The organism is Actinophytocola sp. (genome assembly GCF_035634895.1).
Lineage (GTDB): Bacteria > Actinomycetota > Actinomycetes > Mycobacteriales > Pseudonocardiaceae > Actinophytocola.
Genome location: NZ_DASQCC010000247.1, coordinates 1 through 12,310 on the forward strand (window position 1 = coordinate 1; position 12,310 = coordinate 12,310).

A 12,310-nucleotide genomic window follows, 5' to 3' on the forward strand; every position below is an offset into this window, starting at 1 on the left:
CTGCCGCCCGAGGTTCGCGACTACTACAAGAAGTACAAGCTGGATCCCGGTGACTACCAGCAGGGTGACGTCGACAAGATCTACGGCGACGCGCAGGCCGAGTCGGCTGAACACGGGTACAGCAACAAGCTGAACGACGAGAACGTCGAGACCGGCCGCAAGGGCATCGAGGGGATGCGCGTGCCGACCGAGGGCTCGACGACCGGGGTGCAGAAGTCCAACGAGATCTTCGACCAGGCCAGGCCGGCGTTGAAGCTGTGGGAGGACTTCCTTCCTGTCAACGACAAGGTGCCGGGTGACTCGCTGGGTCGTTACGGGAAGATCAACCTCGAGAACGACATCAAGAAGCGGTACGACGAGCAGGTCGGCATCTCCTTCCGGAACTTCCTCGACGACGCGAAGCGGCTCCGGGACGCCTACACGAAGCTGAACACGCTCAACGGCGACACCGAGTCCGAGCTGAACAAGGTGTACAAGGACTGGACGGGGCCGGCGGCCAACGCGTCCTACCAGCACTGGTCCGAGAAGATGGCGCCGAACATCTCCGACCTGCTGGAGTACCTGCAGTCCGCGCCCGACATGCTCGACACGGCGGTCACCAACATCTTCACGGCCTGCAAGGACAAGGCGAACGACATCATCGCCCTGTACCAGAACTGCCGCGGCACGGTCGGCAGCGCGACCCCGGACATCGCGGCGAAGGTCGTGAAGCTGGCGAGCGGCGACTTCGACTCGCAGGACGAGGTGCTGGAGGTCGCGGCGTGGGTGGACGCGAAGACCGGCAGCAATCTCGAGTCGACGTTGCGTGCGGACGACTGCGGGCTGAACGACGAGAACAAGGAGTACACGATCCGTGAGTGCAAGAAGTGGATCCGTGACTCCTTCAACGCCGACCTGCACGAGTCGATGTACGTCACGTTCAAGCAGGCCTGCGACGACGCGTTCGAGACGGTGAACTCGCACTACGAGACGTTGAACAACTACCTCAAGGAGTACGAGAACAAGTTCGGCACGATGCAGGCGCAGCAGCCGGGTTCGCAGACCCCGCCCGGCTCGCAGACGCCGCCGGGCTCGTACACCCCGCCGTCGTCGTCCACCCCCGGCTCCTCCTCGACCCCCGGGTCGTCCTCGACGCCCGGTTCCTCGACGACGCCCGGTTCGTACACCCCGCCGCCGGTCGACACGCCACTGCCGTCGTCGCACAACCCGGGCGGGCTGCCGTCGGGCCTCACACCCGGCTCGTCGACGGACCCGTCGGGCGCGACGACCCCGGCCGGCTCGGGGTTGCCCGGCTCGATCGGCACGCCGGGCAGCAGCATCCCGGGCGCGGGCGGCACCGCGATCGACCCGGCGACGGGCCTGCCGATCCCCGGCAGCGGCCTGACGGCGGACGGCGGTGTCCCGAAGACGGCCACGATCAAGGACGGCGACCGCACGATCACCGTCGGCCAGCCGGACGCACGCGGCCGCAGCAAGGTGACGGTCGACGACGGCAAGGGCGAGCCGCGTGAGTACGAGGTGGACTTCACCCCGGACGAGCCGGGCGAGACGTACGAGGACGGCGTGATCAAGGCCGGCCCCGACGGCAAGGCCGTGATCCAGGACGGCGACGCGGCCATCTCGCTGGAACAGGTCCCCGGCCAGAGCTCCCAGATGAAGATGACCGTCGACGACGGCACCCCGACCTCGTACGACTTCGACTTCGACGCGGGCACGGACGTGCCGTCACCGGGCCTGCCCGACGCGTCGACCCCGTCCGGCCTAGGCGGTTCCGACGGCGCGGGCGGTACGGGCGTCGGTGGCGTCGGTGGCGGCGTCGGTGGTGGCGGCGACTTCGGCGGTGCCGGCACGCCTGGGCAGTCGACCACGCCCGGCCCGGGCACGATGGTGGGCGCCCAGGCCCCCGACACCAGCGGCGAGCGAGCGGCGAGCGGCGCCGCGGCGGCGTCGGCCGGCGCGGGCGCGGCAGGCGGTGCCGCCGGTGCTCAGGGCGGCGCCCCGATGGGCGGCATGCCGATGGGCGGCATGGGCCAGGGCGGGCAGGGCGGCGACCAGACCCGCCAGAGCAAGTGGCGCACGACGGGCTCCCTGTTCGACAACGACCAGGACCCGGCGGCCAACTTCAGCGGCATCGTGGGCCGCGACCCGGCGGAGAAGCCGAAAACCACCCCGAAGCGCTAGCGGACCGTGGGGAGGGCGCCGCCCTCCCCACATCACCCGCGGAAGTCAGGCGACCAGTGCGGACGTGTCCTCGATCGGGGCGCCCTTGACGTCCGCCTCCAGCAGTGGGCGGAAGCGGTCCTCGCCGGCGAGGTGGACCAGGAAGAACGCCGTCAGCAGGACCCGGGCGATCCGCAGCGCCCCGTGATGGGACGAGCCCGGGATCAGCAGCCCACTCCAGTGCCGCCCCTCCGCGAACCCCATGTGGTCCACCTTCGGCAGCACGCGGAACTGCGCCGGGCCGCCCCAGTTCGCCGCGATCAGCCGCGAGTGCCCCACGGACGGCGCGACCACGTCGGCCGCCCCCGCCAGGTGCAGCGACGGCATCGCGCACCGCGCGGCCGCGTCGGTCGCGAACGGCTTGGTCTGGGACGCCGCCAGTGTCGCCACCGCACGCACGCGTGCGTCGTCCGCCGCGGCCAGTACGGCCGCGCCGCCACCGGTCGAGTGGCCGGCCAGCCCCAGCTTCTCGGGTGACACGCTGATGTCCCCGGAGCCCAACCGCACGCCCGCGCACACGTCCAGCGCGGACACCAGGTCCGCCGCGAACAGTCGCGAGGACGCCAGCGGCCCGCGCTGCGTGGCGGGCGCGGCCACGACCAGGCCCCACGACGCCAGGTGCCGGAAGAGGTTCAGGTACCGGTCGACGGGCTGTAGCCAGCCGTGACCGAACGCGACCGCCGGCAGCCCCAGGCCCGACCGGGGTGTGAACACCAGCCCGGGCAGCCCGATGAGTGCGAGGTCACCCCGCAGCACCTGATGGGGGCCGCGACGTGTCAGTTCGTCGTACAGGTGCTTGGGCTTGACGGCCATGGCAGGAACCCTAGCGGCGGACGGCGCCCGGGCAACTCGTTACCCTCTCGGGCATGTGCGGAATCGTCGGATACGTGGGGCACCGCCAGGCTCTGGACGTCGTGGTCGCCGGGTTGCGACGCCTCGAGTACCGCGGGTACGACTCGGCCGGCGTCGCCGTCGTGACCGGGCCGGGACAGCTCGCGGTCGAGCGCAAGGCGGGCCGGCTCGCGAACCTGGAGGCCCGGCTCGACGAGGTCGGGCGTGACTCCTTCGCCGGCACCGCCGGCATGGGACACACCCGCTGGGCCACCCACGGGCCGCCCGTGGACCGCAACGCCCACCCGCACCGCGACGCCGCCAACCGCGTCGCCGTCGTGCACAACGGGATCATCGAGAACTTCGCCGCACTGCGCGCCGAGCTGGAGGCCGACGGCGTCGAGCTGACCAGCGACACCGACACCGAGACCGTGGCGCACCTGATCGCCAAGGAGTACGCCGCCCGCCACGACCTCCCCGCCAGCATGCGGGCCGTCTGCCACCGGCTGACCGGCGCGTTCACGCTGGTCGTCACGCACGTCGACGAGCCGGACCTGATCGTGGCCGCGCGCAGGAACTCCCCGCTCGTCGTGGGGGTCGGCGAGGGCGAGACGTTCCTCGCCTCCGACGTCGCCGCGTTCATCGAGCACACCCGCGACGCCGTCGAGCTGGGCCAGGACCAGGTCGTCACGATCAGCCGCGACGGCTACCACGTGACCGACTTCGACGGCGGCGACGTCCAGACCCACCCGTTCCACGTCGACTGGGACCTCTCCGCCGCCGAGAAGGGCGGCCACGAGTACTTCATGCTCAAGGAGATCGAGGAGCAGCCCGCCGCGCTGGCCGACACGCTGCGCGGCCACTTCGTCGACGGCCGCGTCATCCTCGACGAGCAGCGCATGACCGACCAGGAGCTGCGCAACGTCGACAAGGTCTTCGTCGTCGCCTGCGGCACCGCGTACCACTCGGGCCTGGTCGCGAAGTACGCCATCGAGCACTGGACCCGCCTGCCGGTCGAGGTCGAGCTGGCGTCCGAGTTCCGCTACCGCGACCCCGTGCTGGACCGGGACACGCTGGTCGTCGCGGTGTCCCAGTCCGGCGAGACCGCCGACACGCTCGAGGCGGTACGGCACGCGCGGGAGCAGAAGGCCCGCGTCCTGGCCGTGTGCAACACCAACGGCGCGCAGATCCCGCGTGAGTCCGACGCCGTGCTGTACACGCACGCCGGCCCGGAGGTCGGTGTCGCGTCGACCAAGACGTTCCTCGCGCAGATCGCCGCCAACCTCATGGTCGGCCTCGCGCTCGCCCAGGCCCGCGGCACCAAGTACGCCGACGAGATCGCGCGTGAGTTCAACGAGCTGGCCGGTATGCCGGACGCCGTCCGCAAGGTGCTCGGTACGACCGACCACGTGCGCCGGCTCGGCCGGGACCTGGCCGACGCCAAGGCGGTGCTGTTCCTCGGCCGCCACGTCGGCTACCCGGTGGCCCTGGAAGGCGCGCTGAAGCTCAAGGAGCTGGCGTACATGCACGCCGAGGGCTTCGCCGCCGGCGAGCTGAAGCACGGGCCGATCGCGCTCATCGAGGAAGGCCTGCCGGTCGTCATCGTGATGCCGTCGCCCAAGGGCCGGGCCGTGCTGCACGCGAAGATGGTGTCGAACATCTCGGAGATCCAGGCCCGCGGCGCCCGCACGATCGTGCTGGCCGAGGAGGGCGACGAGACGGTCCGGCCGTTCGCGGACGAGCTGGTCGAGATCCCCGCCGTGCCGACGCTGCTCCAGCCGCTGGTCGCGACCGTGCCGCTGCAGGTGCTGTCCGCCGAGATCGCCCGGGCCCGCGGCTACGACGTGGACAAGCCCCGCAACCTCGCCAAGTCCGTCACGGTGGAGTAGCGCCGTGCTGGGGGTGTGGACCACCGAGCAGGTCAGGGCCGCCGAGGACCGGCTGCTGGCGCGCACCCCGGAGGGCGCGCTGATGCGGAAGGCCGCGTTCGGGCTCGCGACCGTGGCGGCGGAGATGCTGCGGGAGCTGACCGGCGGCACGGCAGGCCGGCGCGTGACACTCCTGGTCGGCGCCGGCAACAACGGCGGCGACGCGCTGTGGGCCGGCGCCTTCCTGCGCAGGCGTTCGGTGGCGGTGACGGCGGTGCTGCTGAACCCGGACCGCGCACACGCGGCTGGTCTCGCGGCACTGCGCGAGGCAGGCGGCAAGGTGATCATCGGCGTCGAGCCGAACGTCGATCCGCCGAGCGACCCGGACCTGGTCATCGACGGCATCGTGGGCCTGCGGGCCCATGGCCCACTGCGCCCGGCTGCCGCCGAGCTGGTCTCGTCGGTGCGTGCCCCGATCGTGGCCGTCGACCTGCCGAGCGGCGTCGACCCGGACACCGGGGCGGTCGACGGTCCGGCGGTGCGGGCCGACGTGACCGTGACGTTCGGCGCCCGCAAGCCCGTGCACGTGCTCAACACCGCACACTGCGGCGAGGTTCGCCTGGTCGACATCGGCCTCGGCCCGGAACTGCCCGACCCGGACCTCATCACGCTGGAGCCCGACGACGTCGGCTACGCGTGGCGCGTGCCCGGCCCGCACGACGACAAGTACACCCAGGGCGTGACCGGCGTGGCCGCCGGCTCGGCGACGTACCCGGGGGCGGCGGTGCTGTCCTGCGGCGCGGCGGTGCTGGCGACGTCCGGCATGGTGCGGTACGCGGGTTACGCGGCCGACGTGGTCCGCGGCCGCTGGCCGGAGCTGGTGGCGACGGGCACGGTCGAGGACGCGGGCCGTGTGCAGGCGTGGGTGGTCGGCCCGGGCCTGGGGACCGGTCAGGCCGGGAGGCACATCCTGACGGCCGTCCTGGACGACGCCGTCCCGACCTGCGTCGACGCCGACGGCATCACGCTGCTGGCGGCCAACCCATCGCTGTGGGACGCCCGCGACCCGGACGCTCCCGTGGTACTGACCCCACACGACCGCGAGTTCGCCCGCATCGCGGACCCGCTCGGCATCGAGCTGGGCACCGACCGCGTGGCGGCCGCCCGCGCACTGGCGAAACGCCTCGACAGCGTGGTCCTGCTCAAGGGCAACGCGACGGTAGTGGCCGCCGCGGACGGCCGCACCCTGGTCAACCCGGCCACGTCGTCCTGGCTGGCCACGGCCGGCTCCGGCGACGTCCTGACCGGCCTGATCGGCGCCCTCCTGGCCACCGGCCTGGACCCGTGGCTGGCCGCAGGCTGCGCAGCCTGGACCCACGTCCGCGCCGCCGAACTGGCCGCGAAAGCCGGCACGGACACCGGGGTCCCAGTCCCAGCCTCCCAAATCCTGACAGCCATCCCCGAGGCCATCCGCTCCGCCCTGAACACCCGCGAGTCCCGCGTCCAGACATAGCGAGTCCCGCGTTCAAACACCCCGAGTTGCGGTTTCGTGCACATCCCGACCTGTCGGTGGACGCGTGGACGCGTTCACCCCGAACCCCGAACCCCCGAACCTCGACCGACTGCCGGCGAACTGCACGAAACCGCAACTCGGTATGGGCGAACGCGGGACTCGCTATGTCTCAACGCGGGACTCGCGGTGTTTGGACGCGGGACTCGCGTGGTTGCTAGTGCGAACGTGGGAGCATTGGGGTGTTATGGCTGATCAGTTGCGTCCTCGCGCCGAGGTGGTCGTCGATCTCGACGCCATCAGGCACAACGTCGCCCTTCTTGCCGCTCGGGCGTCCGGCGCGGCCACCATGGCCGTCGTCAAGGCCGACGGGTACGGGCACGGTGCCCTGCCCGTCGCCAGGGCCGCGCTAGAGGCAGGGGCCACCTGGCTCGGCTCCTGCTCGCTCGGCGAGGCGCTGGACCTCCGCGACGGCGGCGTCACCGCCCGCGTCATGAGCTGGCTCGACGTTCCCGAGACCGACCTCGCGCCGGGCATCGAGGCCGGCATCGACCTGTCCGCGTCGAGCGTGCGGGAGCTGACCGCCATCGCCGACGGCGCACAGAAGACCGGCAAGCCGGCCCGCGTCCACCTCAAGATCGACACCGGCCTGTCCCGCAACGGCTGCCAGCCGCACGACTGGCCCGACCTCGTCGACGCCGCGGCCAAGACCCAGGCGGGCGGCCACGTCGAGGTCGTCGCCATCTGGTCGCACCTCGCCTGCGCGGACGAGCCCGGCCACCCCGCGACCGACCGGCAGGCCGAGCGTTTCGACACCGCGTACGGCATCGCGATCGACGCCGGCCTGAACCCCATGCGGCACATCGCGAACTCCGCCGCCACCCTCGACCGCCCGGACCTCCACTTCGACATGGTCCGCGTCGGCATCGCGATGTACGGCCTGAACCCCATGCCGTACCAGGAGAACCTGCGGCCCGCCATGACGTTCCGGTCGAGCGTCGCCCTCACCAAGCGCATCCCCAAGGGAGAGTCCGTCTCCTACGGACACACCTGGACGGCCACAGAGGACACCAACCTCGCCCTCGTTCCGGTCGGCTACGCGGACGGCGTCTCCCGCGCGCTGTCCAACCGCATGGACGTACTCCTGGCGGGCAAGCGGCGCCCGGTCGTCGGCCGGGTCTGCATGGACCAGATCATCGTCGACTGCGGCGACGACGTGGTCGAGGAGGGCCAGGAGGTCGTCCTCTTCGGCGACGGCGCCAGGGGTGAGCCCACCGCCACCGAGTGGGCGAACACCCTCGACACCATCGACTACGAGGTCGTCACCGGCATGTACCGGCCACGCGTGGTGCGGAGCTACCGGTGAGCGGGCGCCACGCCGGCGAACGTCCGCACCAGGCCCGCGAGGGGGCGCCGTGACCGTGTCCAAGAAGGTCGGCGCGCTGGTCGGCACGGCCATCGGCGTCGGCATCGCCGGCACGGCCATCGCGGTCGGCGTGGCCCGCAGGAAGCAGGACGAGCCGGCCAGGGGCCGGCTGGACGCCGCCGAGCCGAGCCGCGAGTACACGGTCGTCACCGAGGACGGGATCGAGCTGTCCGTCGAGGAGGTCGACCCGGCCGACGGCGGCAAGCCCGTGCTCACCGTGGTCTTCGTGCACGGCTTCGCCCTCGACCGTCGCTGCTGGCACTTCCAGCGCACGGCCCTCGCCCGCCTGACCGAGCCGCGCGTCCGCCAGGTCCTCTACGACCAGCGCAGCCACGGCCGCTCCGGCCGGGCCAACGAGGCGTCCAGCACCATCGACCAGCTCGGCAGCGATCTTGGCGAGGTGCTCGCCAGGATCGACGGCCCGGTCGTGCTCGTCGGCCACTCCATGGGCGGCATGACGATCATGGCGCTCGCCGAGCGGTGGCCGGAGCTGTTCGAGGACCGGATCTGGGCCGTCGCGTTCATCGGCACCTCCGCGGGCGAGGTCGGCAAGCGCGGCCTTCCGCGGCCGCTGCTGTCCCGCTACAACCCGGTGACCCGCAACCTCGGCAGGCTCGCGGACTGGCAGCCCGGGCTGGTCGAGTTCGTCCGCGGGGCCGGCGGCCAGCTCACCCGCCGGGCCGTCCGCTCGCTCGCCTTCGGCGCGAAGGACGTCGCGCCGGAGGTCGTCGATCTCACGATGGAGATGCTCGACGCGAACCCGGTCCGCGTGCTGGCGGACTTCATCGACACCCTGGGCACCCACAACCGGTACGCCGCCCTCGCCGGCCTCAAGCACACGCACGTGCTCGTGCTGAGCGGCGACACGGACCGGATGACGCAGTTCTCGCACGCGGAGCGGATCGCCTTCGAGCTGCCGGACGCCGAGCTGGTGCGGGTGCACGGGGCGGGACACATGGTGATGCTGGAGCAGCCTCAGCTGGTCAACGACCATCTCGTGATGCTGTTGCAGCAGAGCGCGTACGGCCGGGAGAACGGCCGCAGATGGTGGTGGCGTCGATGACCGTGGGACCGACGAGCGTGGGACCGACGAGCGTGGGACTGAGGAACGTGGAACTGGCGACCGAGCACGACACGAGGCGGTTCGGCCGCACGATCGGGGCCCTGCTCGAACCGGGTGACCTCGTGCTGCTCGCCGGCCCGCTCGGCGCGGGCAAGACGGTGCTCGCGAAGGGCATCGCGGAGGGGCTGGGCGTGGAGGGGCGGGTCAGCTCGCCCACGTTCATCATCGCCCGCGAGCACCGGCCGGCGCCGGGAGGCAGGGGCATCCCACTGGTCCACGTGGACGCCTACCGGCTCGGCGACGACCTCGCGCAGCTCGACGATCTCGATCTTGACAGCGCTCTGACCGAAGCGGCGGTAGTAGTCGAATGGGGTGAATCCGCGGAGCGCCTTTCGGCGGATCATCTCCTCATCAAGATTACTCGCAGTGACGATGACACCCGTTTGGCCGAGGTAAGGCCAAAGGGAAAATGGGAAAACCGCTGGCCGGGGGTTTGACCGTACGCTGGAGTGCATGCGTGCGGTGATCTTCGACTGGGGTGGCACCCTCACCCCCTGGTTTCCCATCGACCACCTGGCCGCATGGCGGAGCTACGCCGACCACCTGTTCCCCAACGATCCCACCCAGGCGGCGGCGGTGGCGCGGGCCATCGTGGACGCGGAGGAGGCGCACTGGACCGTCGCGCGGGACCACCACAAGGCCTTCACCATCGCCCAGGTCCTCGCGGCCGCCAACGCACCCATGCACGACGACGGCATGGCCGCCTACCGCCTCTTCTGGGACCCGTGCACCCACACCGATCCCGACGTCGCGCCGACCGTGGCGGCGCTGAAGGCACAGGGCATGCGGCTGGGGGTGCTGTCCTCGACGCCGTGGCCGCGCCAGTGGCACGAGGAGGTGCTGGACCGCGACGGCGTGCTGCACCTGTTCGACGCGGCGGTGTGGAGCTCGGACCTGGAGTACACGAAGCCGCACGCCGAGGCGTTCCTGGCCGCCATGACGGCGGTCGGCGTCGACGACCCGGCCGACTGCGTGTACGTCGGCGACCGGCTCTACGACGACATCTCGGGCGCCAAGTCGGTCGGCATGCGGGCGGTCCTCGTGCCGCACAGCGACATCCCCGCCTACCAGCGGGTGCCGGTCGACGTCGAGCCGGACGCGGTCATCCAGCGTCTCACCGACCTCCCCGCGGTGGTGGAGAGCTGGCGTAAGTACGCTTGACGGTCGTGCTGGTACTTGCGGTGGACACCGCGACGCCCGCGGTCACCGCCGGGGTCGTGAACATTTCGGAACTGGTCGTCCTGGCCGAGTGCGTCACGGTCGACGCGAAGGCCCATGGCGAGCTGCTGACGCCGCACATCCTGACCGCCCTGTCCGACGCCGGCGCCACGTTGTCCGACGTCGACGCCATCGTGTGCGGGGTCGGGCCCGGCCCGTTCACCGGGCTGCGGGCGGGGATGGCCACGGCCGCGGCGTTCGGGCACGCACTCGCGAAGCCCGTGTACCCGGTCTGCACGCTCGACGCCATCGCGGCCGTCGAGGAGGGCCCGCTGCTGGTCGCCTCGGACGCGCGGCGCAAGGAGATCTACTGGGCGTCCTACGACGCCACGGGCGCGCGGGTCGTCGGACCGTGGGTGGACAAGCCGGCCGCGGTCGTCGAGCGGCTCCCGGAGCTGGCGGTCTCGCGGGTGGCGGGCAACGGCGCGAAGCTGTACGACCTCGGTCTGACCCACACCGGCCGGGATTTCCCGACGCCGTCGGGGCTGGCTCGGGTGGCCCGGGACGCCGTGCTGGCGGGGGACGAACCCGGCCCGTTCACGCCGCTGTACCTTCGCCGCCCGGACGCTGAGGTGCCCGGCGCGCGCAAACGGGTGACCGCACCATGAGCTTTCGGCTGGCACCTTTGGGCCGAACAGACCTGGCCCGTTGCGCCGAGCTCGAGACAGTTTTGTTCCCTGGCGACGATCCGTGGCGCGAGTCGGCCTTCCGGGCCGAGCTCGCGGCCGGACACCACTACGTAGGGGCATACACGGATGGCGGACTCGTCGGCTACGCAGGGCTGTCAGTCCGCGGGCCGCGCGGCGGCGCGGAGGCCAACGTGCACACGATCGGGGTCGACCCCCGGTGGCAGGGTCAGGGCATCGGTCGCGCGCTGCTGCGGGCCCTGCTAGCACGCGCCGACGAGTTCGACGCACCCGTGTACCTCGAGGTCCGCACGGACAACGCGGCCGCGATCGGCCTGTACGAGGCACACGGCTTCACCCGGATCGGCATGCGACGCCGGTACTACTGGCCGTCCGGCGCCGACGCCTACACCATGGCGCGCCCAGCGCACGTCGCCGAGGAGGCCACATGACGATCATTCTTGGCATCGAGAGCTCCTGCGACGAGACCGGCATCGGCATCGTCCGCCTGGCTTCGGACGGCTCGCTCACCCTGCTGGCGGACGAGGTCGCGTCCAGCGTGGACCAACACGCCCGCTTCGGCGGCGTCGTGCCGGAGGTCGCGTCCCGGGCGCACCTGGAGGCGCTGGTCCCGTCGGTGACGCGTGCCTTCGCGACCGCCGGGTTGGAACTGTCCGACGTGGACGCCATCGCCGTCACGTGTGGACCGGGGCTCGCGGGTGCCTTGCTGGTAGGGGTTTCCGCCGCGAAGGCGTACGCGGCGGCGCTCGATGTGCCGCTGTACGGCGCCAACCACCTGCCCGGCCACGTCGCCGCGGACACCCTGGAGCACGGTCCGCTGCCGTCGCCGTGCCTCGCGTTGCTGGTCTCGGGTGGACACACGCAGCTCCTCCGGGTGGACGACCTGGCCACCAAGATCACCGAGATCGGCTCGACCATCGACGACGCGGCCGGCGAGGCGTACGACAAGGTCGCGCGGATCCTCGACCTGCCGTACCCGGGTGGCCCGCCGATCGACGCGGCCGCGCGCCGCGGCGATCCGGATGCCATTCGTTTTCCCCGTGGTCTGACCGGTCCGCGGGACGCGCCGTACGACTTCTCCTTCTCCGGCCTGAAGACCGCGGTGGCCCGGTGGGTGGAGACGCACGACGAGCTCGACGTGGACGACGTCGCCGCGTCCTTCCAGGAGGCGGTGGCGGACGTGCTGACCGCGAAGGCCGTGCGGGCGGCGACCGAGCTGGGCATCGGCACGATGGTCGTCTCCGGCGGGGTCGCGGCCAACTCCCGGTTGTCCGCCCTGGCAAGGGAAAGGTGTGCCGACGCGGGCATCGACCTGAGGGTGCCGCGTCCCCGGCTGTGCACGGACAACGGCGCGATGATCGCCGCGCTGGGCGCGCATCTGGTGGCGGCCGGCGTGCGGCCGTCGGCCCTGGACCTGTCGGCGAGTCCTGGCCTGCCCGTCAGCATCGTTTCCGTTTGACCCGTACC

The 12,310-nt window shown here is 71.8% G+C and carries 11 protein-coding genes; 10 read left to right on the top strand and 1 reads right to left on the bottom strand.

The annotated features are described in order from the left end of the window. On the top strand, positions 1–2,181 hold a 2,181-nt coding region (locus VET29_RS38235), incomplete at its 5' end, for a hypothetical protein (RefSeq protein ID WP_324930275.1). Positions 2,182–2,226: 45 nt separating this feature from the next. On the opposite strand, the gene VET29_RS38240 is transcribed toward VET29_RS38235, so the two are convergent. Further along, positions 2,227–3,033: a dienelactone hydrolase family protein gene (locus tag VET29_RS38240; RefSeq protein ID WP_324930278.1), complete on the bottom strand. Its 807-nt coding sequence runs from the start codon at positions 3,031–3,033 to the stop codon at positions 2,227–2,229. A 53-nt stretch (positions 3,034–3,086) separates the two neighbouring features. Between VET29_RS38240 and glmS the strand changes: the two genes are divergently transcribed. The 9 genes from glmS to tsaD all read left to right on the top strand — a co-directional run bounded on the left by glmS (position 3,087) and on the right by tsaD (position 12,302). Continuing rightward, the gene (glmS, locus tag VET29_RS38245; RefSeq protein ID WP_324930282.1) at positions 3,087–4,940 is read left to right on the top strand and encodes a glutamine--fructose-6-phosphate transaminase (isomerizing); all 1,854 of its coding nucleotides are present in this window, start codon (positions 3,087–3,089) and stop codon (positions 4,938–4,940) included. Between the two features lie 4 nt (positions 4,941–4,944). Beyond that, positions 4,945–6,432, top strand: a complete 1,488-nt coding sequence (locus VET29_RS38250; RefSeq protein WP_324930285.1) for an NAD(P)H-hydrate dehydratase — start codon at positions 4,945–4,947, stop codon at positions 6,430–6,432. Positions 6,433–6,676: 244 nt separating this feature from the next. After that, complete coding sequence (gene alr / locus VET29_RS38255; protein WP_324930288.1) at positions 6,677–7,795, top strand: alanine racemase; 1,119 nt, start codon at positions 6,677–6,679, stop codon at positions 7,793–7,795. A 49-nt stretch (positions 7,796–7,844) separates the two neighbouring features. Then, positions 7,845–8,918: an alpha/beta hydrolase gene (locus tag VET29_RS38260; protein ID WP_324930290.1), complete on the top strand. Its 1,074-nt coding sequence runs from the start codon at positions 7,845–7,847 to the stop codon at positions 8,916–8,918. Further along, a complete protein-coding gene (tsaE, locus tag VET29_RS38265) occupies positions 8,915–9,415 on the top strand; it encodes a tRNA (adenosine(37)-N6)-threonylcarbamoyltransferase complex ATPase subunit type 1 TsaE (protein WP_324930293.1) in 501 nt (166 codons plus the stop codon). The genes VET29_RS38260 and tsaE overlap by 4 nt, the downstream gene beginning before the upstream one ends. A gap of 16 nt (positions 9,416–9,431) precedes the next feature. Then, positions 9,432–10,139, top strand: a complete 708-nt coding sequence (locus tag VET29_RS38270; RefSeq protein WP_324930296.1) for an HAD-IA family hydrolase — start codon at positions 9,432–9,434, stop codon at positions 10,137–10,139. Positions 10,140–10,144: 5 nt separating this feature from the next. Continuing rightward, entirely contained in the window at positions 10,145–10,804 is a 660-nt protein-coding gene (gene tsaB, locus VET29_RS38275; RefSeq protein WP_324930298.1) for a tRNA (adenosine(37)-N6)-threonylcarbamoyltransferase complex dimerization subunit type 1 TsaB, read from the top strand. Continuing rightward, positions 10,801–11,274, top strand: coding sequence for a ribosomal protein S18-alanine N-acetyltransferase (rimI, locus tag VET29_RS38280; protein ID WP_324930301.1), 474 nt, complete (start codon positions 10,801–10,803; stop codon positions 11,272–11,274). The genes tsaB and rimI overlap by 4 nt, the downstream gene beginning before the upstream one ends. After that, positions 11,271–12,302: a tRNA (adenosine(37)-N6)-threonylcarbamoyltransferase complex transferase subunit TsaD gene (gene tsaD, locus VET29_RS38285; RefSeq protein WP_324930304.1), complete on the top strand. Its 1,032-nt coding sequence runs from the start codon at positions 11,271–11,273 to the stop codon at positions 12,300–12,302. The genes rimI and tsaD overlap by 4 nt, the downstream gene beginning before the upstream one ends. Positions 12,303–12,310: the final 8 nt, after the last annotated feature.

Coding starts and splice junctions, on each gene's coding strand:
- VET29_RS38240 (WP_324930278.1), bottom strand. CDS start 3,033: ATGGCCGTCAAGCCCAAGCACCTGTACGACGAACTGACACGTCGCGGC.
- glmS (WP_324930282.1), top strand. CDS start 3,087: ATGTGCGGAATCGTCGGATACGTGGGGCACCGCCAGGCTCTGGACGTC.
- alr (WP_324930288.1), top strand. CDS start 6,677: ATGGCTGATCAGTTGCGTCCTCGCGCCGAGGTGGTCGTCGATCTCGAC.
- tsaE (WP_324930293.1), top strand. CDS start 8,915: ATGACCGTGGGACCGACGAGCGTGGGACCGACGAGCGTGGGACTGAGG.
- VET29_RS38270 (WP_324930296.1), top strand. CDS start 9,432: ATGCGTGCGGTGATCTTCGACTGGGGTGGCACCCTCACCCCCTGGTTT.
- rimI (WP_324930301.1), top strand. CDS start 10,801: ATGAGCTTTCGGCTGGCACCTTTGGGCCGAACAGACCTGGCCCGTTGC.
- tsaD (WP_324930304.1), top strand. CDS start 11,271: ATGACGATCATTCTTGGCATCGAGAGCTCCTGCGACGAGACCGGCATC.